Source organism: Citrobacter sp. Cpo074 (genome assembly GCF_030332745.1).
Classification (GTDB): Bacteria; Pseudomonadota; Gammaproteobacteria; order Enterobacterales; family Enterobacteriaceae; genus Citrobacter; species Citrobacter portucalensis.
In genome coordinates, this window is the sequence record NZ_JAOWHG010000027.1 from 164,543 (window position 1) to 189,775 (window position 25,233).

Here is a 25,233-nt window from a genome sequence, read left to right on the forward strand (position 1 = left end):
AATTCACGTTGCAGGAAGGCGGCAACGCAGCGAATCGCCAGGAGCTTACTTAAGTAAGTGATTGGCGTGAGCGAGTAAAGCCAACGCACTTGCAGCTTGAAGTATGACGGGTATAAAGGCACACGCCAGAAGGTACGGGCAATGTTAAAATTTATATTACGTCGCTGTCTGGAAGCGATTCCGACGCTGTTTATTCTTATTACGATTTCATTCTTTATGATGCGCCTTGCGCCGGGTAGCCCATTCACCGGGGAACGCGCATTGCCGCCAGAAGTGCTGGCTAATATTGAAGCGAAATATCATCTAAACGATCCCATCTCCACACAGTATTTCAGCTATCTGAAACAGCTGGCGCACGGCGATTTTGGACCATCCTTTAAATATAAAGACTACACGGTTAACGACCTGGTTGCCTCGAGCTTCCCGGTTTCTGCGAAGCTGGGTGCGGCAGCCTTTATTCTGGCGGTGCTCGTCGGTGTTAGCGCCGGAGTGATAGCCGCGCTGAAGCAAAATACACGTTGGGACTATACGGTGATGGGGGTGGCAATGACCGGGGTGGTTATCCCCAGTTTCGTGGTCGCTCCCTTATTGGTCATGATATTTGCCATCACCTTGAAATGGCTACCCGGCGGGGGCTGGAACGGCGGGGCGCTGAAATTTATGATCCTGCCGATGGTGGCCTTGTCACTGGCCTACATCGCCAGTATCGCCCGTATTACTCGTGGTTCGATGATTGAAGTACTGCACTCTAACTTTATTCGTACCGCGCGCGCTAAAGGGCTGCCGATGCGGCGGATTATTTTCCGCCATGCGTTGAAACCTGCGCTGTTGCCAGTGTTGTCCTATATGGGACCGGCATTTGTCGGCATTATCACCGGTTCGATGGTTATTGAAACCATTTATGGTTTGCCGGGTATTGGCCAGTTGTTCGTCAATGGGGCGTTAAACCGCGACTATTCGCTGGTTCTTAGTCTGACCATATTGGTGGGTACGCTGACCATCGTGTTTAACGCGATTGTCGATGTGCTGTATGCCGTTATCGACCCGAAAATTCGTTACTGATACTGGAGCTCGCTATGATGTTAAGTAAGAAAAACAGCGAGGCGCTGGAGAATTTCAGTGAAAAGCTGGAGGTCGAAGGCCGCAGCCTGTGGCAGGACGCGCGTCGACGCTTTATGCATAACCGCGCGGCGGTAGCAAGCCTGGTGGTGCTGGTAATTATTGCGCTGTTCGTGACGCTGGCACCGATGCTGTCGCAGTTTACCTACTTCGATACCGACTGGGGCATGATGTCCAGCGCGCCGGATACGGAATCAGGCCACTATTTCGGTACTGACTCTTCGGGACGAGACCTGTTGGTGCGCGTGGCAATTGGCGGGCGCATTTCGCTGATGGTCGGCATTGCGGCGGCGTTAGTCGCGGTGGTTGTTGGTACGCTGTACGGTTCTCTGTCGGGCTACCTCGGCGGAAAAATTGACTCGGTGATGATGCGTCTGCTGGAAATCCTCAACTCCTTCCCGTTCATGTTCTTCGTGATCCTGCTGGTCACCTTCTTTGGGCAAAATATCCTGCTGATTTTTGTCGCTATCGGGATGGTCTCCTGGCTGGATATGGCGCGTATCGTGCGCGGGCAAACGCTGAGTCTCAAGCGCAAAGAGTTTATTGAAGCGGCGCAAGTGGGTGGGGTGTCTACCGTGCGTATCGTTATCCGCCATATTGTGCCGAACGTGCTGGGTGTGGTGGTGGTTTACGCTTCATTGCTGGTGCCGAGCATGATCCTGTTTGAATCCTTCCTGAGCTTTTTGGGACTAGGTACGCAGGAGCCGTTAAGTAGCTGGGGCGCGCTGCTCAGTGATGGTGCCAACTCTATGGAAGTCTCACCATGGCTGCTGCTGTTCCCGGCTGGTTTCCTGGTGGTCACTTTGTTCTGTTTTAACTTTATTGGCGATGGCCTGCGTGATGCCCTCGACCCGAAAGACCGTTAAGGAGTGCAGCCATGAGCGTAATTGAAACCTCAACCGCGCCGCTCGCGCAACAACAGGCTAACGCACTGCTAAACGTAAAAGATTTGCGTGTGACGTTTGCGACCCCCGACGGCGATGTAACTGCGGTCAACGATTTAAACTTTTCTCTGCGAGCCGGAGAAACGTTGGGTATTGTCGGTGAATCCGGTTCGGGTAAATCGCAGACGGCCTTTGCCCTGATGGGGCTGCTGGCGGCGAATGGTCGTATCGGGGGCTCCGCAACGTTCAACGGGCGTGAAATTCTGAATTTACCGGAACGTGAGCTGAACAAACTGCGCGCCGAGCAAATCTCGATGATTTTCCAGGACCCGATGACGTCTCTCAACCCGTACATGCGGGTCGGGGAGCAGTTGATGGAAGTTCTGATGCTGCATAAAGGCATGAGCAAAGCGGAAGCTTTTGAAGAGTCGGTCAGAATGCTGGATGCGGTGAAAATGCCGGAAGCGCGTAAGCGTATGAAAATGTATCCTCATGAATTCTCTGGTGGTATGCGTCAGCGCGTAATGATCGCCATGGCGCTGCTGTGCAGGCCCAAATTACTGATTGCCGATGAACCAACCACTGCGCTCGATGTGACGGTACAGGCGCAAATTATGACGCTGCTGAATGAACTGAAAAGTGAATTCAACACCGCGATTATCATGATCACCCACGATCTGGGGGTTGTTGCCGGTATTTGCGATAAAGTCCTGGTGATGTACGCCGGACGTACTATGGAATACGGCAGTGCGCGGGATGTCTTTTATAAACCCGTTCATCCGTATTCGATTGGTTTGCTAAATGCCGTACCTCGTCTGGATGCCGAAGGGGAAGAGATGCTCACTATCCCTGGCAACCCACCGAACTTACTGCGTCTACCAAAAGGTTGTCCATTCCAGCCGCGTTGCCCGCATGCGATGGAAATCTGTAGCAGTGCTCCGCCACTGGAGGAATTTAGCCCAGGCCGTCTGCGTGCCTGCTTTAAGCCGGTGGAGGAACTGGTATGAATACGGTGACCGAACAACGTAAAGTGCTCCTTGAGATTGCCGACCTTAAAGTCCATTTCGATATTAAAGATGGCAAACAGTGGTTCTGGCAACCGTCTAAAACCCTGAAGGCGGTTGATGGCGTAACCCTGCGACTGTATGAGGGCGAAACCCTGGGCGTGGTCGGTGAATCAGGCTGCGGGAAATCGACCTTTGCCCGTGCGATTATCGGCCTGGTGAAGGCCACCGATGGAAAGGTTGCCTGGCTGGGTAAAGATTTACTGGGTATGAAACCCGATGAGTGGCGGGAAGTGCGCAGCGATATCCAGATGATTTTCCAGGATCCGCTGGCATCGTTAAACCCGCGCATGACTATTGGTGAAATCATTGCCGAACCGCTGCGAACTTATCATCCGAATCTTCCTGGTCAGGAAGTCCGCGACCGTGTGAAGGCGATGATGATGAAGGTTGGACTACTGCCTAACCTGATTAACCGCTACCCACATGAGTTTTCCGGTGGCCAGTGTCAGCGTATTGGTATTGCCCGCGCGCTGATCCTCGAACCGAAGTTGATTATCTGCGATGAACCGGTTTCGGCGCTGGATGTATCAATCCAGGCCCAGGTGGTTAACCTGCTGCAACAGCTTCAGCGCGAAATGGGATTATCGTTAATCTTCATTGCCCACGACCTCGCGGTGGTTAAACACATCTCCGACCGTGTGCTGGTTATGTATCTCGGACATGCGGTGGAATTAGGGACTTATGACGAGGTGTACCATAACCCGCTGCATCCTTATACCAAAGCGCTGATGTCTGCGGTGCCAATCCCCGATCCGGATCAGGAAAGGAATAAGGTTATTCAGTTGCTGGAAGGCGAGTTACCGTCCCCGATTAATCCTCCTTCCGGTTGCGTGTTCCGTACGCGCTGTCCGATTGCTGGACCGGAATGCGCAAAAACGCGCCCGGTTCTGGAAGGAAGTTTCCGACATGCTGTTTCCTGCCTGAAAGTAGACCCGCTATAATCCTGAGGGCTGACAAAGGTCAGCCCTTTTTTTGGTGAGGTATCTGTGCCAGGTTTAGTCTCTTCTGTCCGCCGTGCGCTCTATCGCAAATTATTTGATTTAAATACCCGTTCAGGGCGTCGCTTTGAAGGTATGTGCGCGCTATTTGCCTTGCTCAGCGTTATCGTTATCTTCATTGAGTCCGGAGTAGGGACGCAATACCATTTAACCTTTGAGGAATGGCGCGTTTTTGTCTGGCTGGAGATCTTCATTACTCTGGTCTTCACCCTCGAATATCTTCTGCGCTTATGTTGCTGGGCTAACCCCGCTAAATATGTGTTCAGCTTCTGGGGGATAATTGACCTTGCCACCATTCTGCCTCTGTATGTGATGTGGCTATGGCCGGAAATCAGTCTGAGCTATGTTTTCGCCTGGCGAGCGATGCGTGTCCTGCGCGTCCTGCGTATTCTCAAGCTGCTGCGCTTTATGCCTTCTCTGCGGGTGTTCTGGAATGCGTTAAAAAGCGCCCGACATCAGCTGATGCTGTTCTATTCCTTTATCGCCATCCTGATGGTGGTTTTTGGCGCGATGATGTATCTGATTGAAGGGCCAAAATATGGGTTTACTACGCTGAATGCGTCGGTGTATTGGGCGATTGTTACTGTAACCACCGTCGGCTATGGCGATATCACGCCGCACACACCGTTGGGGCGCATGGTGGCGTCTGTGCTTATCCTGATTGGTTACTCGGTGATTGCAATACCGACGGGATTGATTACCACGCACATGAGCAGTGCGTTCCAGCAGCGCGGGCACCAACGAAAATGTCCGCAGTGCCAGCAGGCGCAGCACGAACATAGTGCGCAATTTTGTAACCGCTGTGGAAGTAAACTGCCGGGTTAAAAATGAAAAAAGCTGCGAGAGCAGCTTTTTTGTTTGATTATTCGCGCCAGAGAATATGGCAGAGCTTATGATCTTTTTCGCGACATAATAAAACGCGCGCGAAAATATCGTTAATCTCGCCGTCTTCTGTATCTGCCAGACCAATCACCACCTCGGCAAAGAAGTCAGGGTTCAGGTCAAAATCAACATGCTCCTGCCAGTCTTCTGCCGGATCGAACAACTCGGCACCGCCACGCTCTTCAAACTGCAAATTGAACAGAATGATGTCGGCTGGATCCAGATTGTCCGCAGCCAGTTCGAGAAAAATGTCATAAGCCTGTTCAAGCGTTTCGTCTTCGGTCAGGCGATTGTTCAAATCCATATCCATAATGACTACCTGTTTACTGTCTGATGGGCACGTTTTACAGCAACGGACTAAAGAAGTAAAACAGTCGCTCTGCTATCCGCTGCCAGAGTGGTCGTTTTACCCACAAACGGGCATCAAGCAGGCGGGAACGCGAAATATAATCATCCTGCACTGCCGCGAGATCGCCACCGAATCCGGCATCATCAATGACCAGCGTGATTTCAAAATTGAGCCACAGACTGCGCATATCCAGGTTAACCGTACCGACCAGGCTCAGCTCGCCATCGACCAGTACGCTCTTGGTGTGCAGCAAGCCACCTTCGAACTGATAAATTTTAACGCCAGCCGCCAGCAGCTCGGTGAAAAAGGCCCGACTTGCCCAGCCAACCAGCAGGGAGTCATTTTTACGTGGAAGAATGATACTGACGTCAACCCCACGCTGCGCTGCCGTGCAGATCGCGTGCAACAGATCGTCGCTGGGGACGAAGTAGGGGGTGGTCATAATTAAATATTCACGCGCTGAATAAGCAGCGGTTAGCAGCGCCTGATGAATCAAATCTTCAGGGAAACCAGGACCCGAGGCGATAGTGTGAATGGTGTGGCCGCTGGCCTGCTCAAACGGCATGATATTGACGTCCGGTGGCGGAGGCAAAATGCGCTTTCCGGTCTCAATTTCCCAGTCGCAGGAATAGACAATGCCCATAGCAGTGGCGACAGGACCTTCCATTCTCGCCATTAAATCAACCCATTGCCCGACGCCCGCATCTTGTTTGAAGAAACGCGGGTCGACCATGTTCATGCTGCCGGTATAAGCAATGTAGTTATCGATCATGATCATTTTGCGGTGCTGACGCAGGTCCATACGGCGTAAAAATACACGCATCAGGTTCACCTTCAGCGCTTCTACAACCTCGATACCTGCGTTACGCATCATCGCCGCCCAAGGGCTGCGGAAAAACGCCACGCTGCCGGCGGAGTCCAACATCAGGCGACAGTGAATGCCACGCCTCGCGGCAGCCATTAACGACTCGGCTACCTGATCGGCCATACCGCCTGGCTGCCATATGTAGAACACCATTTCGATGTTGTGGCGCGCCAACTGAATATCACGGATCAGCGCCTGCATCACGTCATCTGAACTGGTGAGCAACTGCAGCTGGTTTCCCTTTACGCCAGCTATACCCTGACGACGCTCGCACAGTTTAAATAACGAAGAGGCGACGCTGCTGTTTTCCTGGGCAAAAATATGCTTGCAGGCCTTGAGGTCGTTCAGCCATTTGGCGGTTGAAGGCCACATCGCCCGGGCGCGTTCGGCACGTCGCTTGCCCAGGTGAAGTTCACCAAAGGACAGATAAGCAATAATTCCTACCAATGGCAGAATGTAGATGATCAACAGCCAGGCCATTGCGGAGGGCACTGCGCGTCGCTTCATCAGAATGCGTAACGTTACGCCAGCAATGAGTACCCAGTAACCCAGAATGACCAGCCAACTCACCACGGTGTAGAAGGTTGTCATAAATTTAAAAATCCTTTTGAAAGCGTATTGTTAAGAGTTTACGCATCAGGATTAATCTGGCAAATAAAAACACGGGAAAACCACTGGTCTGCATTCGGTCTGGCGTTATAATGGCCGCTCAGTGACTGGAAGAGTAGTTAACATGAAGCGTAGTAGAACGGAAGTGGGACGCTGGCGGATGCTGCGTCAGGCTAGCCGCCGTAAAGCACGTTGGCTTGAAGGACAATCGCGTCGTAATATGCGTATCCATACCATCAGGAAGTGCGTTCTCAACCACCAGCGTAACTCGTTGTTGTTTGCGATCCACAGCATCTGATCCCAAAAGGGCACCGCTGGCGGTGCCCAATGTCTGTTTTCCCGTATTGATTCTTAAATACTTTCCTGCCGTCATTATTGTTTTTGGTCCAGGTAAGAGATAACCATTTCATTATTTATATTATTGTCATCTTTCAGGTGCCGTATCTACTCGAAAAGAAGAATGCTGGTGACAAGAAAATATGTTTTTATTTCAGTGAGAACTGATACATTTTAACGATTAAACAACGAGACAGTATGATGGCATTCGACAAAATTAAAGCCGATACCCACCGTGAATTTGGTTATTTCTCATGGAGTAAACTAATAATTGGTACAGTAATTAGCAGAACATTCCGTATCATTGTGATGATGCGTTTATGCCAATACTGTGCGGTTTCGCGCACACCGCTGCGTATCATGCTCTATCCATTTAAGATCTTGCATCGGTGTGCTGCTCACATGGGCTCGATGGATTTTCCATCGAGCACACAGGTTGGTGCCGGGTTGGCTATCACTCATGGCTGGGGGATAGTGATATCGCCGAGTGCAAGAATTGGAAAGAACGTTACCTTATTTCATGGTGTAACTATCGGTCAGCGAGATACTATTCAGGGAGCAGGAACCCGCATCACGGGTTACCCCATTATTGAAGATGAAGTTTGGATTGGTCCAAATGCTGTCATCGTCGGCGGGGTTATCATTGGGCAAGGGAGTAAAATTGCTGCCGGGGCGTTTGTGACCGAAAGTATCCCGCCTTTTTCTGTCGTTGTTGGTAATCCTGGTGTGATTGTTAAAACCGGGTGCATCCCAGACGTAATGAATAAAGCACCGTTGTTTCAAGAAAGAACTGTTGAAAAAACGGCAGCGTAAATTTCTCGCTGATTATACTTTTCTTTTTATTATCAATACGATGATTCTACATTCTGGGGCTAGTGGTTCATAATAGTGTGGTCAGGTATTACCCGTTATCCTATTCTGTTAGTTTATTGTCTTTTGAGGGAGGTCATTATGTGTACAAATCTTTTTGACAACGCTCGTCGCTACACTGACGAGAAAAAGTAACAACTAAAGCCGCTATCTGCGGCTTTTTTACTTGAGTGAATATTAGTATCCGAATGGATATGATCCCCATGTTTCTGGTCAAGCGTCAAAGTTGCAGGGCGTTAGTTGCCTCGGTATGTTCTGCTTGTTTAAATGCGCGTTGAAACATGGGGAGTAAAAGCGTACTGCCAAATGCACTTAGGTGGTTACTGTCTGAGTAAAGTGGACGTCCACCAGCATCTCCCCAACACCGCCCATCCTTGCAAAGATAGGGTAACGGATTGAGAATATTGACCCCGCAGCGCAGGGCCACCTCATCTTGTGCTGCCCAAATGGCTGTTTGTCGCTGGTAATATTCATCGAGAGAAATAGATACTGTACTGTCTGACTTACCAAACATCAGTGCCCTGGCCATTGTATTAGGCACATCGACTGCCATTTCAGGAATAGGGCGGACCAGAAATACCCTCTGACTATTCTCTATGGAACACAGAGTTTTTACGAGTTGCTGGCTAAACTGCTGTGTTAAATTCTGATTGGGGTGTTCATTCGGTGTATCAAAAAATCCCATAGGAATATTAAAAAAATCGTCCATTTCATTTTGTCCCAGGATAGCGAGGCTGCTTCTGTTGGCGATAAAGACGAGTTTATTTTTATATTCATTATTTAGTAAATTAATAGCTCGATCATTAAATAGTTTACAGTCATCATTAATATCCTCTCTTCGTTTCATGCCTAACACTGTCGGACAGCTCGCATAGGTCATCTCAACAACCGCACCGGGTGCAGCCTCTGCGACAGCTGAAACCAGCATGCTTGCATGACTGTCTCCAAGGACAATGGCCGTTAACTCTCCTTTGCCATATCTGCACATAGGAGACTCGCTTCCTTTACCCGGCGCGAGCAGACATTTTTCAAATCGGACTGCGTAATCAAGTTTCGGGATCATCGCTAATTCAATTGCCGGGTTAATTCTGCCGTCGACTTGCTGATAACGAGCCCCTGCGGCCAATCCACCAGTGCTCAAAATTAACAGTAATAATACCCAGCTCTGTTTGCGTGCAGGGGTTAGCGCAAGCTGTTTGCGTGTCGGAATCTCTACGAGCAATAAAGAGGTCTTTCCCAATAGCAAACTCATTACGATGCCAGTAGCAATCCACCAGGGATTGTGCTGTTTGTCGGCATAACTGAGCAGCACCGCCAGCGGCCAGTGCCACAGATAAATTGAATAAGAACTGGCACCTATCTGGCGAAAAATTGCCGTAGATGTAAAAAATGATCGCTGGCGATTAGCCGCAAGAACCAGCACGGTCCCCAACACAGGAACCACGGCATAACTTCCCGGCCATGGTCGTGTCGCATCCAGGAGTGTGACTGACAGGGCAATTAAAATAAAACCCACCAACTCTAGCATCCGGGCTGGGCGTTGCGACATAGAATGCCGACGAGTTAGCCACCATACAGCTCCTCCAGCTAATAATTCCCAAATGCGGGTGGGGAGTAGGTAAAACGCACTACCTGGGAGTCGAGGGCTCACGTAAATTGATAGAGCTAATGACAGTACGCCTGCGGCGATAAGTGCAAACTTAACACCCTGCAGGCCAAACCAGCGCCAGAGTAAAATGCAGCCAACAGGCAACAAAATGTAAAATTGCCACTCCACCGAAAGAGACCATGTGTGCAGCAACCAGTTTTCTCTGGAAGTGATATCGAAATAACCCGCTTCACGCCAAAACTTGAGATTGGAAACAAAAGTAAGCGCTGTGATCGCATTGGTTGCCAGCACATGATAATCAGCGGTGGGCAACCAAAACCAACCCAAGAAAAGTAACGTGCTACATAATGCAATTAAGGCAGGAATAATTCGTCTGGCACGTGCCAGATAGAAACTCCATAATGAAAAATTGCCACGTTCAAGGCCGTTCACGATGATGGCGGTCATCAGGAAACCTGATATAACAAAAAAAACATCAACGCCGATAAAGCCACCGCTAAATCCGGGTACGCCAAAGTGATAAAATACGACCGCTAATACAGCCCATGCTCGCAGGCCATTGATATCATGGCGGAATGCTTTAGGAGAGGGAGAGGCGGGACGGAACGAATCAAAAGCCATAATTGACTAAAATCCCGTATATCGTGACAACGCAGCCTGTCTGCATTGTGACAAATTAATCTCGACAGATAATAAAATACACTGAGGTTGAGTAAGAAACAATCAATGACACGCTAATAAACGGTCGTAGCTACCTTTTATAAGGGTACTTATCATTGCTTTGATATGCTGAATTAATGCATAGAGACGAGAAGTGAGGGCGTTTAGACTAATGTGCACCTAAATGCGCCCTCAATGGCTATGTATTTTGCTTACTGTTCAGTATTTTTATAAATGAAAATGGCTTTTTGTTTTGTCAAAATACTTTCTTGTAAGGTTTTACTGAAACCTGCGCATAAACGCCCGCCGCAACATACGGATCGGCTTCTGCCCACGCCTGTGCCGCCTCCAAAGATTCAAATTCAGCAATCACCGTCGAGCCGGTAAAACCCGCCGCACCGGGATCGTTACTGTCGACCGCTGGCATAGGGCCCGCCGTGAGCAAACGACCTTCGTCATGAAGGAGTTGCAGGCGAGCCAGATGAGCAGGGCGCACGGAAAGACGTTTTTCGAGAGAGTCTGCGATATCTTGAGCGTAAATAACATACAGCACGGGTAGGGCTCCTTGAACGGTAAAAGTCGTTAATAACGTTATTGGAAAGGCCTAACAACTGCAACGGAAAGATAACTGATATGTTAAGGCCATACTCTGAAAGTGGTTTTTTATCATAAAATCGCGTTTTAAATGTCAGTTAGCTCCACGGGCTTATTGAATATGATTGCTATTTGCATTTAAAATCAGGGTCTGGTTTTTTTACTGAAACGATTATGACTTCAATGACCCTTGATTTACCTCGTCGCTTTCCCTGGCCAACGTTACTGTCTGTCGGCATTCATGGTGCCGTAGTGGCTGGTTTGCTGTATACCTCGGTACATCAGGTTATTGAACTACCTGCGCCAGCGCAGCCGATCTCTGTCACGATGGTCGCGCCTGCCGATCTCGAACCGCCTCAGGCCGTTCAGCCGCCGCCGGAACCCGTTGTCGAGCCTGAACCGGAACCTGAACCGATTCCAGAGCCACCAAAAGAGGCGCCGGTGGTGATTGAAAAACCGAAGCCCAAGCCTAAACCGAAGCCAAAACCGGTGAAAAAGGTGGAAGAGCAACCGAAACGCGATGTTAAACCAGCAGAACCGCGCCCGGCCTCCCCAGTGGAAAATACGGCACCTACTCGCACAATGACCAATACCGCGCCGGCAACTACCAGCAAACCGGTGGTCAGTGCGCCATCGGGTCCACGCGCTTTAAGCCGTAATCAGCCTCAGTATCCGGCGCGAGCTCAGGCGCTGCGCATTGAAGGCCGGGTAAAGGTCAAATTTAACGTAACGCCGGATGGCCGGGTTGAAAATGTGGAGATCCTGTCTGCACAGCCTGCCAATATGTTTGAGCGTGAAGTGAAAAACGCGATGCGTAGATGGCGTTATGAAGCAGGCAAACCCGGTTCCGGGCTTGTGGTGAATATTGTTTTCAAATTAAACGGCACAACGCAGATCGAGTAAGCATCAGGCAGTCCGGCAATGATCAAGAGTGATGATTGCCGGATAGCAGTACTGACGTGTGCTATCAGACCAACGTGGGAATTGGACGTGGTTTCCCGTCTTTATCAACAGCAACGTAGATAAACAGAGCTTCGGTAGCCTTATAGCGCTGTCCAATTGGTTCAGAAGCAACTTTCTTCACCCAAACTTCAATATTGATGCTGATCGAGGTTGTCCCGCGTTTCACACAGCGCGCATAGCAACACACTACATCACCTACGGCGACCGGGCGCAAAAAGCTCATTCCTTCTACCCGCACCGTTACCACACGACCATGTGCGATCTCTTTGGCCTGAATCGCGCCACCTATATCCATTTGTGACATCAGCCAGCCGCCAAAAATATCACCGTTTGCGTTGGTATCGGCAGGCATGGCCAGAGTGCGTAAAACCAGTTCGCCCTGGGGAGTGTTATTCGTTGTTGTCATTGTAGAACCGACTATAGAGAAAGATTACAGGCGCGATGCTACTAGAATTTGTGCGTTGAGAACAGAGGTGATGCGGCGTGCAGAGCAGATGTAAGTCAGGTTGTCAGCACAATGGAACGCGAGGGGATAAAAATTCGCCAGATCCGCAGATCTGGCGAGCATGAATTATGATTTATCTTCTTGCGGCAGATGACGGTAAATATAGACCCCACTCAGCAGCGTAAAGAATAAAGTCAGGGCGGTCAGACCGAACACCTTGAAGTTGACCCAAATGTTCTGCGGTAGCCAAAATGCAATATAGATATTCGCCAGACCACACAGGATGAAAAAGACGGCCCATGCTAAATTAAGTTTCGACCACACTGACTGCGGTAGGGTCAGCTCTTTACCTAACATGCGTTGAATCAGCGGCTTTTTCATCACCCACTGGCTAACCAGCAGAGCACCAGCAAACAGCCCGTAAATCACCGTTACTTTCCACTTAATGAATTCATCGTTGTGGAAAAAAATAGTCAGGCCACCAAATACGGCCACCAGGACAAAGGTGATTAACGCCATCTTCTCGACCTTGCGATAGCGAACCCAGCTGTAAATCAACACTACAGCCGTCGCGACAATCAGCGCCGAGGTTGCCGCATAGATGTCGTAAAGCTTATAAAAAGCAAAAAAGACAACCAGCGGTAAAAAATCAAGAAACTGCTTCATTCTTCGATTCCGTCATCAAAAGCACCGGGAACAAGCCCGGAATGCGTTCAGGGTTTATTGGCGAATCAGCATGTACAGGCGGAACAAATAGATCAGCAACACGGCGGAGATCATATTGCTCAGCGTATTCGCCAATACCGCGCCTACATTCGGCGTAAGTACTGCAAAACTTGGCGCAAAAAGCAACAGCAGCGTTTTTGCCAGCAACCAACCGATCACTGCCGGCGCAACCAGTCGCATATTGGACCACGCCAGACGCATACTGTTGCGCATCGCGGCAAAGACACCCATTTTGTCCTGTACCAACATCACCGGTGCGAGTGCCAGCAGGATCGCCAGCAGAATACCGGGAACAACAACCAGCATAATACCGATTTGCACTAGCAGAGTAGTCAGAAAAATCAGAATAAACAGCTTCGGTAACACTGGCGCACTGGCGCCGATGGCACGTAACGCACTGACGCGATGACCTGCTGAAATCAGCTGAATCATCAGGATGACCCCCCCGGCGAGGATGGCATTACCAATCAGACCGGAAAACGTCGACGCTGCGGATGCGCGTAGCAAAATTTGCTGTTGCTCCGGGGTCATGTTTTGCACCAGATCGAACAGCCCCACGCTGCTGGTTAACTGATCGCCTTCACTGAGTTGCGCAATTTGTGCGTCAGTGGGGGAAAAGGCATGCCCTAACACCACTGTGATAAACGCGCACAACAACGATACCAGCAAGATGGTAATGAATTGATTACGGAAAAAGTTTCCCGTGTCACGGTAAACGGATTTCGCCGTGATAGACATGCACTCTCCTTGAGTTTTGCAGGTGTTCATTTGCGGGCAATTGTACCCTGGATAACTCTACAGTGGCAGCATCGCGCGATGTATGGAAAAGCATATCTTTGTAAAGCTGCAGTAATTTTTGGCTATGACTTCAGCGTCGTGCATGAACGCTGTTTGTTATCTGCGCATCACGCGCAGATATCCATCAACCATCAGCAATGAGCTGGAGGTACTTGCACATTGAAAATATATCAAAATTGATCTGAATTAATTTAACCAGGATTTTGAATGCAAGTTCTAACTTAATCTGGATCAATAAATGTTAAATTATCAAAGTCAATGTGATCCATGTTAGATCACTTATTACTCCAATGTGGGTATATTCGTTCCGCTTTTATAACCATAACGATGGAGCGGACATGAAAAAATTAACAGTTGCAGCATTGGCTTTAACAACTCTTCTCTCTGGTAACGCATTTGCGCATGAAGCTGGAGAATTCTTTATTCGTGCGGGTTCTGCCACCGTCAGGCCGACGGAAGGTGCAGGTGGTACGCTGGGCAGCTTAGGTGGTTTTAATGTCAGCAATAACACGCAGTTGGGTCTGACATTTACCTACATGGCAACCGACAATATCGGTGTTGAATTACTGGCAGCTACGCCGTTCCGCCATAAAATCGGCACTGCTGCAACGGGTGATATTGCCACCGTACATCATTTACCGCCGACGTTAATGGCGCAGTGGTACTTCGGTGACTCCAGCAGTAAACTGCGTCCGTACGTAGGTGTTGGGGTGAACTACACGACCTTCTTCGATGAAGGCTTTAACGATAACGGCAAAAAAACGGGGTTATCGGACCTGAGCCTGAAAGATTCCTGGGGTGCAGCAGGGCAAGTCGGTATGGACTATCTGATTAACCGCGACTGGCTGATTAACATGTCGGTCTGGTACATGGATATCGATACCACCGCAAGCTATAAAATGGGTGGCGTCCAGCAGCGAGACAGTGTACGCCTCGATCCGTGGGTGTTTATGTTCTCTGCGGGTTATCGTTTCTGATATTTACTGTAAAACACTTCTGCAAAACTGGTCGTCAAATGGCCAGTTTTTTTCCATTCTTTTCCTCGCGTATCGTTGTCTTGATCGGCCATTATTTTGCTCATCTGGCCTGACAAAATTTGTGTGTCGATACCTCGCTATAAGCAGTGCAGCAGCAACTTTAATAGTAGAAGTGTTTGTCTGGAATATTACTTTTGTTTCTCTTTTCTTATGCATTATTGCTGCGGACCATTTATTAAGAACAAAAAAGAACCAGAGGATAATTTATCAATAATGTTAACTATTGATAAATTTAAAGTAACATATCGTAAAATTCGAATATTTTTATTTTTAATAGACGAGGATTTATACGTCATGATATAATGTAATGCTAGGTTATTTACCTGTCGGCTATGTAAATGAATTTTTGAGGAGATCATTCCAGTGGGACGTAAGTGGGCAAATATTGTTGCTAAAAAAACAGCTAAAGACGGTGCAACGTCTAATGTATATGCAAAATTCGGTGTCGAAATTTATGCTGCTGCTAAACAAGGCGAACCAGACCCAGAATTAAATACATCTTTAAAATTCGTTATTGAACGTGCTAAACAAGCGCAGGTTCCAAAACACGTTATTGATAAAGCCATTGATAAAGCCAAAGGCGGCAGTGATGAAACGTTCGTGCAAGGGCGTTATGAAGGCTTTGGTCCCAGTGGCTCACTGATTATCGCTGAAACATTGACTTCAAATGTTAACCGTACGATTGCTAATGTCCGCTCAATTTTTAATAAAAAAGGCGGGAATATCGGAGCGGCTGGTTCTGTCAGCTATATGTTTGACAATACCGGAGTGATTGTTTTTGAAGGGACAGACCCTGACCACATTTTTGAAATTTTGCTTAATGCTGAAGTAGATGTTCGTGATGTAACCGAAGAAGAAGGAAACATCGTTATTTATACAGAATCTACAGATCTTCACAAAGGCATTGCAGCTTTAAAAGCCGCAGGGATTACTGAATTCTCTACCACAGAATTAGAGATGATTGCTCAATCAGAAATTGAACTTTCACCAGAAGATTTAGAAGTCTTCGCAGGGCTTGTTGATGCCCTTGAAGATGACGATGATGTTCAAAAAGTATATCATAACGTTGCAAATCTCTAATGATAGATTAAAAGAATCTGTCAATATGGCAGATTTTTTTAACTCATAAAGTTGTTATGGATAAGAATGTCTGGCCAGGTATGGCAATTCTAAAAAACAGATAAAAACCACTATCATAAAAAATGTAATAATTAAAACCTCTGGTCTTAACTTCTTAGGTACGCGATAAACGTTATACGTCCAATATGCCCCGCGATATCCTGCATCCACTCAGCGCCGCTATGAACAATTGAGATGTTAACTCCATCATTCCAGATAATCCTGGTGTAAGCACAACGTGAGTTTCTCACTCATCACTGTCCCGACATTATCAGTGAAGCTTTACATCAGAAATTATGGTCCGCTTCACGCTCAGAGTAGTCTAACGATTGACAGTCTCAGACAGTATGGAAACAATGAGTGCACTATTATTACAAACTCGGATATTCTCCATCGTCATCAACTAAAAATATCTGATCTTCGCCAGAGATTCGCACGGAGCTGTCTGTTACCGTTTTCAGACAATATCCTTACTTAGACCCATCGTTTAAACAATCCCATCCTACCTTTCTCCCCTTTGATGTAGTGCTACTCTTTAAGCAAAACAATTTTGAGGATATTGCTGATGATGTTGACCCGCCATCTGCTACAGCAAAAAATCGCACTTCTGGAACCGTTCTCCGAAGATCAAACGGCAGCGTTTGCCGTAAGTGCTGCACGTGAGTTATTGCTTTACATGGATAAAATTGAGGCGCTGGAGAAACTTATTGCGACTCCAGTTACACTACCTTATTGCAGCGCCAGTCCGGTTTGTGAGATTGAGGCGGGCTATGCCGCAGGCGTAAATGACTGCCGCGAGGCCATTCGACGGGCAGGGTATCCTATTGAAGGTGATGATTAGTTTGCGTTTATGTTAACAAATATGTGCTTTTATTGTATAAAACTGTAACCTAAGCGCGCGACTGCGGGCTACATCAACTTACCTGCATCGGGGTGGCGAACATTCTCTATCAACGTACAACGCTGTTATGCAACAACATAAACGGGTAACCGATTTGGCAATACTGTTAACTATCAGGGTGGACTCGTGAAGATTGTGCAGGATAAGCTCAGAAACAGGCAGGCACTGCTGGTATCAGGGCTCATTACGTTGATATTTACGTCGTTGTTTCTGTTTATTATTTATGAACAGCGAATGGCCGCTGCCAGCGAAGGTGTTAACCGCCTGCAAGCGCGCATGATGGACATTTTTAACGACAACGAGCTGATCGCCGATGCGATTGGCGAGCGCTACCATCATATCAAAACGGGTGATCAATGCGGTGATATTTCACAGTTCGCCCCCCGGGATGAGAATGAATGGGGAATTAACGCCGACCCAAAGCGGCTGCATTCGGCAACGGGGACAATGGTTGCTCAGCAAACCAGCCACAACGCGCTGTGTATGTATACGGCGGCGGAGTTTATTCGCGGTATGGTCAATGAGCTAAACCCGGGCAGTTTTGATGCACATCGTTATATTATCGCCAAAAACTCAGATTATTTTTACTGGTTTATGGCTTCCGATTCGCGCAATTTCAGTTTCTCTAATTCTGAAATGGCGCGGGATATCACGCAATTTTTCTATCCCCCCGTCGATTTCTATACCCGACTGCTGCAGAAAAACGTCAAAAATAAAGCCCTCAGCTCAACGAATTTCTATACCGATAAAATTACCGGTGAAAAAGCTTACAGCGTGGTGAGTTATATCTACGATCTGTCTGGCAAAGAGATATCAGACCAAATCGTGGCTTATCTGGTCTATGACCATTCAAAGTCCGAATTGCAGGAAGCGTTAGCCCAGGCATTTGACTACCAAATTCCACCAGAATTGAACGTAGAATTGGTGAATTTGACCAACAATGAGAGTCTATGTTTATCCGGTAAATGTACCGGTCAATCCCGCTTTATGGTGCGCAATTTTTCAGAGAAATATGCGCTGCACTATTCGTTATCATTAGGTCGTTTTATGACGCGCGACACGCATGCAGGTATCGTGATTCTGCTGGCGCCGTTTTTCTTCATCATGATCAGCTTCTCGTTAAAATCATGGCTGAACGAAAGTGACCTCAAGGTTTATATTGATACCCTGACCGGTTGTTTTAACCGCCGAATTCTCGACATCATCAAGCGTCGGGATTTATCACACTGCTCGGTGGTGCTACTTGACTGTAATAAGTTCAAGGCCGTCAATGACACCTGGGGCCACGCGGCAGGCGATCGTGCACTGCAAATTATCGCCAACAGGATGCTGTCAAACACCCGCACCAGTCACGATATTGTGATTCGTACCGGCGGGGATGAATTTATGATCCTGCTGTTTCGATCGCAGGCAACTGACGCTATAGCAATCGCGCAACGTATTAGTGGGCAGGTGACCAGCCATGTGTTTGTGGTGGATGGCCATACCGTGCCATTGTCAGTATCGTGGGGGATTGCAGAGGTGAATGGTGAACTGGATGTGGCCATTCAGAATGCGGATAGCGCTATGTATAGAATGAAGCACACGAAAGAAGGATAAAACCGCCAGAAATTTCTGGCGGTTGATTTAGCTTACTGGTGGGTGGCGGCTTTCATCGTGCTGACAAACGCTTTCAGCTCAGCCAGCATCTGTTCCGGTGCCGCAACATTTTTCTCAATGATTTTCACAATTGCCGAGCCGGAAATTGCACCGGCAGCACCGGCTTCAATAGCACCAGCGACCTGTTCAGGCGCAGAGATACCGAAGCCCTGTAAAGAAGGTGGCGCACCATATTCTTTCAGCTTTTCGACCAGATGGTGCAGCGGTAATGCCGCACGATTTTCGGCACCGGTCACACCTGCACGTGAAAGCAGATAAGTGTAGCCACGACCATAAGAGGCAATCTGGCGTAGCAGTTCTTCATCAGCGTTCGGCGGGCAGATGAAAATTGGTGCAATATTGTGACGGAGCGCTGCGGTTCTGAATGGTGCAGACTCTTCAACGGGAACATCGGCCACTAATACAGAATCCACACCCACTTTCTCACAATGGGCGTAAAATTCATCAATGCCCTTACTGAAGACCAGGTTGGCATACATCAGCAACCCAATGGGAATCGTCGGATGCTTCTGGCGAATCAGCGCCAGCATTTCAAAGCATTGCGACGGTGTAACGCCGGCGGCAAACGCGCGCAGGGTGGCTTCCTGAATAGTTGGGCCATCTGCCAGCGGATCGGAGAACGGAATGCCGAGCTCAAGCGCGTCGGCACCGGCTTCAATCAGCGTATCAATGATTTTCAGTGACTGCTCAACAGACGGATCGCCCAGGGTTACGAAGGGGACAAAAGCGCCTTCTTTGCGGTCCTTCAGCTGTGCAAACAGGTTTTCGTAACGTTCCATCAGATTTCCCCTCGCGCTTTCAAAATATCGTGTACGGTGAAAATGTCTTTGTCGCCGCGACCGGAGAGATTAACCACCAGCAACTGCTCTTTTTCTGGATTCTCACGCATCATTTTCAACGCGTGCGCCAGGGCATGGGAGGACTCCAGTGCCGGGATAATTCCCTCGTGCAGACACAGCGTTTTGAAGGCTTCCAGTGCTTCATCATCGGTGATTGAAACATAATCGGCGCGACCAATGCTGTTCAGGTATGCATGCTGTGGCCCGACCGATGGGAAATCCAGCCCTGCAGAAATAGAGTAAGACTCTTCAATCTGTCCTTCTTCAGTCTGCATCATTGGGGACTTCATGCCGAAGTATATCCCGACACGACCATGCTTCAACGGCGCGCCGTGTTCTCCAGACTCAATCCCGTGACCGCCTGGCTCTACGCCAATCAGACCGACGCTGGTTTCATTAATAAAATCGGCGAACATCCCGATGGCGTTAGAACCGCCGCCCACGCAGGCGATAACGGCGTCCGGCAGACGGCCTTCTTTTTCCAGAATCTGCGCCTTGGTTTCTTCACCGATCATGCGCTGGAACTCACGCACAATGGTCGGGAAGGGGTGCGGACCAGCCGCCGTACCGAGCATGTAGTGCGCGGTATCGTAGCTGCCAGACCAGTCGCGAAGCGCTTCGTTACAGGCATCTTTCAGCGTCGCGGAACCGCTGTGAACGGGAATGACTTCAGCTCCCATCAGACGCATACGGAAAACGTTAGGCGACTGACGTTCAACATCTTTCGCGCCCATATAAATACGGCATTTCAACCCCAGCAGTGCGCTGGCGAGAGCAGATGCAACACCGTGCTGACCCGCGCCTGTTTCGGCGATGATTTCCGTTTTACCCATGCGCTTCGCCAGCAACGCCTGACCCAGCACCTGGTTGGTTTTGTGCGCACCGCCGTGCAGTAAGTCTTCACGCTTGAGATACAGCGTCGTGTTGGTGCCTTGAGTAATGTTCTGGCACTTGGTCAGTGCGGTTGGGCGACCCGCATAGTTTTTCAGCAGATCTGTAAACTGCGCCTGAAATTCAGGATCCTTTTGTGCGCTGACAAAAGCTTCTTCCAGCTGGCGCAGGGCAGGCATCAGAATCTGTGGCACATACATACCGCCAAATTCACCAAAGTACGGATTGAGTAATGTTGTCATGTCCTTTTCCTTAATATGCGCGCAGCGTCTGAAAGACCGAAGCCAGAAGACGTGCATCTTTGATGCCCGGCTGTGACTCTACGCCAGAATTGAAATCGAGACCGGCACAGCCGGTTTTTGCCGCGTCAACGCAGTTATCTGCGCCGAGTCCGCCAGCCAGTAAAACGTTATCCAGCGATTGTCCGCCTAAAAGTGACCAGTCGAAGCGTTGACCGCTGCCGCCCTGGCCGTTGTCGAAGACGTATTTATCGACATGCTGATAATCACGGGCTGGCAACGTCTCGCTGACGCTGAGTGCCTTCCAGATTTGCACCTGTGCGGGCAGTAAGTCGCGCAGGGCGTCAACATAGGACTGGTCTTCGTTACCGTGCAGTTGCACGGCAGTTAGTCCCAGCTCCGCCGCTGTTGCGCTCACGTCGCTAATATCTGAGTTGCGAAACACCCCGACGTATTGCAGCGGCGCGCCGGTCATGACCTCTCGCGCCTGTGCTACGTTGACCGCGCGCGGTGATGTGGGGACAAAAATCAAGCCGCCGTAAATGGCGCCCGCTTCGTATGCCGCATTTGCATCCTGAGCCCGGGTTAAACCGCAGACTTTATTCTCGCCGAGCAGTACGCGTCGCACGGCGGCGTGCAGATCAGCATGCGACATCAGCGCGGAGCCAATCAGAAAACCGTTAGCGAAGTGGCTGAGCTCGCGCACCTGACCGTAAGTATTGATGCCGGACTCGCTGATGACGGTCACACCATGACCCAGTCGGGGTGCCAGTTGACGGGTGCGATTCAGATCAATCGACAGATCGCGTAAGTCACGGTTGTTGATACCAACGACTTTGGCGCCCAGTGCGATAGCACGCTCCAGCTCTTCTTCGTTACTGACTTCGGTCAGTACGCCCATTTTCAGGCTGTGGGCGACGGCGGCGAGTTGACGATATTGCTCATCATCGAGCACCGACAGCATCAGCAAACAGGCGTCCGCCTGGTAGAAACGCGCCAGGTAAATCTGGTAAGGATCGATAATAAAGTCCTTACACAGAATCGGCTGCGGTGCGATGCGGCTGACGATAGGCAGGAAATCAAAGCTCCCCTGGAAATACTTCTCATCGGTCAGTACGGAGATCGCGGAAGCATAATGTTTATAGATGCTCGCAATCTGTGCAGGGTCGAAGTCATCACGGATCACGCCTTTTGATGGAGATGCTTTTTTGCATTCCAGAATAAAGGCGGTGCGTGCACCTTGCAGCGCATCGTAGAAATCACGTGAGCCAGGCTGAACATCATTTTGAAAGCTGGCCAGCGGTTGTTGCTGTTTGCGGGCTTCTACCCAAATCGCCTTGTCTGCGACAATTTTCGCTAAAACGGTTTGCATCATTTACCCTCTTGCTGCCAGTGCAGTGACGCGGTCATAGGCCGCACCGCTACGCAGTACATTAATCACGGTTTGCGCATTGGCTTTTAAATCTTCTTCACCGTGCAGGCGCATTAACATGGCGACATTCGCGGCAACAGCAGCTTCATGAGCGGCTTCACCTTTACCTTGTAACAAGCGACTAAGAATGTCACGGTTTTCTTCCGGCGTGCCGCCAGCCAGCTGTTCCTGGTGGTAAGGCGTCAAACCAAAGTCTTCTGCCGTCAGTTGATAACTCTTGATTTCCCCATCGTGCAGCTCTGCCACAATGGTCGGCGCATGCAGCGAAACTTCGTCCATGCCACCACTGTGCACCACGGCTGCTCGTTGATATCCCAGCACGCGCAGCGTTTCAGCAATCGGTAGCACCAGTTCCGGGCTGTAAACGCCGATCAGCGCCAGCGGCGGATGCGCCGGGTTAATCAACGGGCCGAGCACGTTAAACAGCGTGCGGGTTTTCAACTGCTGGCGTACCGGCATGGCATGGCGAAAACCGGTGTGATATTTCGGCGCAAACAGGAAGCACACCCCGAGGTCGTCTAGAGCCTGACGGGATTTATCAGCGTTCATATCCAGATTGATGCCAAATGCCGCTAACAGATCCGAAGAGCCAGACTTGCTGGAGACGCTGCGGTTGCCGTGTTTGGCAACTTTCAGCCCGCAAGCCGCCGCAACAAAGGCGCTGGCGGTAGAAATATTGATGCTGTTGCTGCCGTCGCCGCCGGTACCGACAATATCGGCAAACAGATAATCAGGGCGCGGGAACGGGGCGGCGTTTTCCAGCAGCGCGGTTGCCGCACCGGCAATTTCATTCGGGTGTTCGCCCCGAATTTTCATGCTCACCAGCGCCGCAGCCAGTTGTTCCGGCTTCAGTTCGCCGCGAACCACGGCGGAGAACAGCTGGTGACTTTCCTGCTGGGACAGCGTCTGGGCCTGATACAGTTTCTCCAGAATGGGTTGCAGCGTATTGGTTTGTTCAAGCTTCTGTTGCGCCCAGGCCAGCGTTTGTTCCAGCAAACGCGCGCCCTGGGTGGTCAGAATTGATTCCGGATGGAACTGGAAGCCGCAGACGCGATCGGTATCGTGACGTACCGCCATCACCATGCCGTTAAAGTGGGCGTTAATGGTCAATCCAGCAGGTACGTTGCTGCCAACCAGCGAATGATAGCGTGCCACCGGCAGCGGATTCGCCAGACCAGAAAACATCGCCTGACCGTCGTGTTCAATGCTGGACGCTTTGCCGTGCAGGATCTCTCCGGCCTGACCCACATATCCACCATAGGCTTCAACAATGGCCTGGTGTCCCAGACAAATACCGATGATTGGCAGCTTGCCGCGCAAACGGGTTAACAGCTCCGGCATGCAACCTGCCTCGCTTGGCGCGCCTGGTCCTGGAGAAAGCATCAGCACCGGATTTTTCATGGTTGCTAAGCGGTCAATCAACGTCTGGGCCGGAATATGGTTGCGGTAAATCACCACATTGTGACCATTAGTACGCAGCTGATCCGCCAGGTTATAGGTAAAAGAATCGATGTTATCAAGCAGCAGAATGTCAGCCATTAGAAGGTCTCCTGTGCGTGGTGCGCGGTAGCGATAGCACGCAGAACCGCGCGCGCTTTATTACGGGTTTCATCGGCTTCAGACTGCGGTACAGAATCCAGAACAATCCCGGCACCGGCTTGTACGGTGGCAATACCGTCTTCCACGAGGGCGGAGCGAATGACAATACAGGTATCCAGATCGCCATGCGCCGTGAAGTAACCTACCGCACCGCCGTAGCTGCCACGGCGGCGACCCTCTGCCTCGGCGATAAGCTGCATGGCGCGAACTTTTGGCGCTCCGCTTAACGTGCCCATATTCATACAGGCGCGGTAAGCGTGCAGCACATCCAGATCGCTACGCAGTTCGCCGACCACGCGCGAAACCAGGTGCATAACGAAGGAGTAACGATCGACCTTGGTGAGGTCAGCAACATAGCGGCTGCCAGGCGTACAGATGCGCGCCAGGTCGTTACGCGCAAGGTCAACCAGCATCAGGTGCTCAGAAAGCTCTTTATGGTCGGTACGCATCTCCAGCTCGATACGGCTGTCGAGATCGCGATCAAGCGAACCGTCCGCACGACGACCGCGCGGGCGAGTACCAGCAATCGGGTAGATCTCAATCTGGCGGCTGGTGGCATCGTATTTCAGCGAGCTTTCCGGGGAGGCGCCAAACAGCGTGAACTCGTTGTCTTGCATGAAAAACATGTATGGGCTGGGGTTACTTTTCTTCAGCACGTAGTAGGCCGCCAGCGGAGATGGGCAGGGCAGCGAGAAACGGCGGGATGGCACCACCTGGAAAATTTCGCCCGCGCGAATCGCTTTTTGCATGCCACGAACTACGGCGCCAAACTCTTCATCGCTCTGATTGCACTCGCAGCGCATCTGCGGGACTTCAGTGACCGGCAACGGCGGCGCAGGCTCGGTAAGCTGCTGGCTCAATTGCGCCAGACGAGCATTAAGACGCTGTTTTTCCGCATCATTGGGGATAAAAATACTGGCCTGAATACGGGTGCTTTTTTTCTGGTGATCGATAACCATCAGCGTTTCTGCCAGATAGAAGCAGTAGTCAGGGCAACGGTTGCCCGCTTCAAGCTGTGGCAACTCTTCAAAACCCGCAACCAGATCGTAAGAAAACAGACCGCCGAAGAACATTGCTTCACGTTCTTGCGCTGGAACATTAACCAGCTCCTGCAATAAACGGAATGCATCAAATACGGACAGGGAGCATAAGCGGGCGTCTTCATCGAGCAGTGGGCTGACGGCAGGGAATCGCAGATGACGACCATTCGGCTGTTGTTCGTTCTCAACGCCAGCGGGCAGGGCAACATCCAGCAGCGACAGCAGCGATGCGCCGTTTGCGGACAATGCCTGAATAGTGACAGTGTCACCGAGAGCGGTAATGCGTAATGCGCTGTCGACCAGCAGCAGGCTCTTCAGATCGTCTTTGCTGTCGATATCTGCAGATTCCAGCAGCAGTGTTGCTGGACGTGCGCCACACACTTGATGAAACAGCGCCGTCGGATTCTCACGGTAGGCGGCATCGCAGGCAAGCAGTTCGAGTGTCGGTTTTTGAGTTTGCATCGTTATTCTCATTAATTTTGTTCAAAAAAAAGCCCGCTCATTTGGCGGGCCGGGTATCTGGTTGCATATTGCAGACGTAAGACACTGCCCGAAATCAGGAAGTGCGCCACCAACCGTGCAGAACAAATGTTGCTTTCATCTCAGATACCTTCTTCATGTGAACTTGCGTACTAGTTAACTAGTTCGATGGAATAAAGTCAACACCTGATTTCAGTATATTTGTCGAAACCGCTATGATGGG

25 protein-coding genes, 1 pseudogene and 1 other annotated feature are annotated in these 25,233 nt (G+C 50.0%); of the genes and pseudogenes, 12 read left to right on the forward strand and 14 right to left on the reverse strand.

What is annotated here, in order from left to right; all coding sequences use genetic code 11:
* Nucleotides 1-141: 141 nt before the first annotated feature.
* Genes oppB through OGX83_RS05405 form a run of 5 tightly spaced genes read left to right on the forward strand, consistent with a single transcriptional unit; the run spans nucleotide 142 to nucleotide 4,893 of the window.
* A complete protein-coding gene (oppB, locus tag OGX83_RS05385) occupies nucleotides 142-1,062 on the forward strand; it encodes an oligopeptide ABC transporter permease OppB (protein WP_003020708.1) in 921 nt (306 codons plus the stop codon).
* A gap of 14 nt (nucleotides 1,063-1,076) precedes the next feature.
* Entirely contained in the window at nucleotides 1,077-1,985 is a 909-nt protein-coding gene (gene oppC / locus OGX83_RS05390) for an oligopeptide ABC transporter permease OppC (protein ID WP_003020701.1), read from the forward strand.
* A gap of 11 nt (nucleotides 1,986-1,996) precedes the next feature.
* Nucleotides 1,997-3,010 carry a murein tripeptide/oligopeptide ABC transporter ATP-binding protein OppD gene (gene oppD, locus OGX83_RS05395; RefSeq protein WP_003833364.1) on the forward strand — a complete coding sequence of 338 codons (1,014 nt, stop codon included), beginning with the start codon at nucleotides 1,997-1,999 and terminating at the stop codon, nucleotides 3,008-3,010.
* A complete protein-coding gene (gene oppF / locus OGX83_RS05400; RefSeq protein ID WP_008784949.1) occupies nucleotides 3,007-4,011 on the forward strand; it encodes a murein tripeptide/oligopeptide ABC transporter ATP-binding protein OppF in 1,005 nt (334 codons plus the stop codon). Before oppD ends, oppF begins: the two co-directional genes overlap by 4 nt.
* Before the next feature lie 45 nt (nucleotides 4,012-4,056).
* Nucleotides 4,057-4,893 (forward strand): ion transporter, encoded by an 837-nt coding sequence (locus tag OGX83_RS05405; protein ID WP_003833361.1) that lies wholly within the window; start codon nucleotides 4,057-4,059, stop codon nucleotides 4,891-4,893.
* A gap of 37 nt (nucleotides 4,894-4,930) precedes the next feature.
* Here the strand turns inward: OGX83_RS05405 and OGX83_RS05410 are convergent, their stop codons facing one another.
* Nucleotides 4,931-5,260 carry an HI1450 family dsDNA-mimic protein gene (locus OGX83_RS05410; RefSeq protein ID WP_003020691.1) on the reverse strand — a complete coding sequence of 110 codons (330 nt, stop codon included), beginning with the start codon at nucleotides 5,258-5,260 and terminating at the stop codon, nucleotides 4,931-4,933.
* 34 nt (nucleotides 5,261-5,294) lie between these two features.
* Nucleotides 5,295-6,755 carry a cardiolipin synthase gene (gene cls, locus OGX83_RS05415; RefSeq protein ID WP_003020687.1) on the reverse strand — a complete coding sequence of 487 codons (1,461 nt, stop codon included), beginning with the start codon at nucleotides 6,753-6,755 and terminating at the stop codon, nucleotides 5,295-5,297.
* A 142-nt stretch (nucleotides 6,756-6,897) separates the two neighbouring features.
* Between cls and OGX83_RS05420 the strand changes: the two genes are divergently transcribed.
* Nucleotides 6,898-7,071 carry a YciY family protein gene (locus tag OGX83_RS05420; protein WP_122984013.1) on the forward strand — a complete coding sequence of 58 codons (174 nt, stop codon included), beginning with the start codon at nucleotides 6,898-6,900 and terminating at the stop codon, nucleotides 7,069-7,071.
* Between the two features lie 236 nt (nucleotides 7,072-7,307).
* Entirely contained in the window at nucleotides 7,308-7,922 is a 615-nt protein-coding gene (locus OGX83_RS05425) for a serine acetyltransferase (RefSeq protein WP_286576865.1), read from the forward strand.
* A gap of 277 nt (nucleotides 7,923-8,199) precedes the next feature.
* On the opposite strand, the gene OGX83_RS05430 is transcribed toward OGX83_RS05425, so the two are convergent.
* Both OGX83_RS05430 and OGX83_RS05435 read right to left on the reverse strand, forming a co-directional pair.
* Nucleotides 8,200-10,209 carry an acyltransferase family protein gene (locus OGX83_RS05430; RefSeq protein WP_286587504.1) on the reverse strand — a complete coding sequence of 670 codons (2,010 nt, stop codon included), beginning with the start codon at nucleotides 10,207-10,209 and terminating at the stop codon, nucleotides 8,200-8,202.
* A gap of 295 nt (nucleotides 10,210-10,504) precedes the next feature.
* A complete protein-coding gene (locus OGX83_RS05435; RefSeq protein WP_003020675.1) occupies nucleotides 10,505-10,801 on the reverse strand; it encodes a YciI family protein in 297 nt (98 codons plus the stop codon).
* 215 nt (nucleotides 10,802-11,016) lie between these two features.
* On the opposite strand from OGX83_RS05435, the gene tonB reads away from it, so the two are divergent.
* Entirely contained in the window at nucleotides 11,017-11,745 is a 729-nt protein-coding gene (tonB, locus tag OGX83_RS05440; protein WP_170974248.1) for a TonB system transport protein TonB, read from the forward strand.
* Between the two features lie 64 nt (nucleotides 11,746-11,809).
* Here tonB and yciA read toward each other — a convergent pair whose 3' ends face one another.
* The 4 genes and pseudogenes from yciA to OGX83_RS05460 all read right to left on the reverse strand — a co-directional run.
* Entirely contained in the window at nucleotides 11,810-12,211 is a 402-nt protein-coding gene (gene yciA, locus OGX83_RS05445) for an acyl-CoA thioester hydrolase YciA (protein WP_008784945.1), read from the reverse strand.
* Nucleotides 12,212-12,376: 165 nt separating this feature from the next.
* Complete coding sequence (locus tag OGX83_RS05450) at nucleotides 12,377-12,916, reverse strand: septation protein A (RefSeq protein ID WP_048235264.1); 540 nt, start codon at nucleotides 12,914-12,916, stop codon at nucleotides 12,377-12,379.
* Nucleotides 12,917-12,970: 54 nt separating this feature from the next.
* Nucleotides 12,971-13,714: a YciC family protein gene (locus OGX83_RS05455; RefSeq protein ID WP_003020663.1), complete on the reverse strand. Its 744-nt coding sequence runs from the start codon at nucleotides 13,712-13,714 to the stop codon at nucleotides 12,971-12,973.
* Nucleotides 13,715-13,742: 28 nt separating this feature from the next.
* Nucleotides 13,743-13,820, reverse strand: a pseudogene (locus OGX83_RS05460) (YkgJ family cysteine cluster protein); the annotation flags it as partial.
* A 292-nt stretch (nucleotides 13,821-14,112) separates the two neighbouring features.
* Here OGX83_RS05460 and ompW point away from each other — a divergent pair.
* From ompW to OGX83_RS05480, 4 genes are all read left to right on the forward strand, one after another.
* The gene (gene ompW, locus OGX83_RS05465; protein ID WP_128611646.1) at nucleotides 14,113-14,751 is read left to right on the forward strand and encodes an outer membrane protein OmpW; all 639 of its coding nucleotides are present in this window, start codon (nucleotides 14,113-14,115) and stop codon (nucleotides 14,749-14,751) included.
* 423 nt (nucleotides 14,752-15,174) lie between these two features.
* Nucleotides 15,175-15,891 carry a YebC/PmpR family DNA-binding transcriptional regulator gene (locus tag OGX83_RS05470; RefSeq protein WP_003020658.1) on the forward strand — a complete coding sequence of 239 codons (717 nt, stop codon included), beginning with the start codon at nucleotides 15,175-15,177 and terminating at the stop codon, nucleotides 15,889-15,891.
* A gap of 604 nt (nucleotides 15,892-16,495) precedes the next feature.
* A complete protein-coding gene (locus OGX83_RS05475; protein ID WP_103285304.1) occupies nucleotides 16,496-16,771 on the forward strand; it encodes a hypothetical protein in 276 nt (91 codons plus the stop codon).
* Between the two features lie 186 nt (nucleotides 16,772-16,957).
* Nucleotides 16,958-18,430: a GGDEF domain-containing protein gene (locus OGX83_RS05480; protein ID WP_213752781.1), complete on the forward strand. Its 1,473-nt coding sequence runs from the start codon at nucleotides 16,958-16,960 to the stop codon at nucleotides 18,428-18,430.
* A 32-nt stretch (nucleotides 18,431-18,462) separates the two neighbouring features.
* Here OGX83_RS05480 and trpA read toward each other — a convergent pair whose 3' ends face one another.
* The 6 genes from trpA to trpL all read right to left on the reverse strand — a co-directional run bounded on the left by trpA (nucleotide 18,463) and on the right by trpL (nucleotide 25,131).
* The gene (trpA, locus tag OGX83_RS05485; protein ID WP_008784942.1) at nucleotides 18,463-19,269 is read right to left on the reverse strand and encodes a tryptophan synthase subunit alpha; all 807 of its coding nucleotides are present in this window, start codon (nucleotides 19,267-19,269) and stop codon (nucleotides 18,463-18,465) included.
* On the reverse strand, nucleotides 19,269-20,462 hold the full coding sequence (gene trpB, locus OGX83_RS05490; RefSeq protein WP_003020645.1) for a tryptophan synthase subunit beta: 1,194 nt from the start codon (nucleotides 20,460-20,462) through the stop codon (nucleotides 19,269-19,271). The genes trpA and trpB overlap by 1 nt, the downstream gene beginning before the upstream one ends.
* 10 nt (nucleotides 20,463-20,472) lie before the next feature.
* On the reverse strand, nucleotides 20,473-21,831 hold the full coding sequence (gene trpCF / locus OGX83_RS05495) for a bifunctional indole-3-glycerol-phosphate synthase TrpC/phosphoribosylanthranilate isomerase TrpF (protein ID WP_458411004.1): 1,359 nt from the start codon (nucleotides 21,829-21,831) through the stop codon (nucleotides 20,473-20,475).
* 3 nt (nucleotides 21,832-21,834) lie between these two features.
* Nucleotides 21,835-23,430, reverse strand: coding sequence for a bifunctional anthranilate synthase glutamate amidotransferase component TrpG/anthranilate phosphoribosyltransferase TrpD (trpD, locus tag OGX83_RS05500; protein WP_057067328.1), 1,596 nt, complete (start codon nucleotides 23,428-23,430; stop codon nucleotides 21,835-21,837).
* Nucleotides 23,430-24,992 (reverse strand): anthranilate synthase component 1, encoded by a 1,563-nt coding sequence (locus OGX83_RS05505; RefSeq protein ID WP_057067329.1) that lies wholly within the window; start codon nucleotides 24,990-24,992, stop codon nucleotides 23,430-23,432. Before OGX83_RS05505 ends, trpD begins: the two co-directional genes overlap by 1 nt.
* A 23-nt stretch (nucleotides 24,993-25,015) precedes the next feature.
* Nucleotides 25,016-25,110, reverse strand: a sequence feature (Trp leader region).
* Nucleotides 25,087-25,131, reverse strand: coding sequence for a trp operon leader peptide (gene trpL / locus OGX83_RS05510; RefSeq protein WP_012905981.1), 45 nt, complete (start codon nucleotides 25,129-25,131; stop codon nucleotides 25,087-25,089). (Overlaps the previous feature by 24 nt.)
* Nucleotides 25,132-25,233 lie beyond the last annotated feature (102 nt).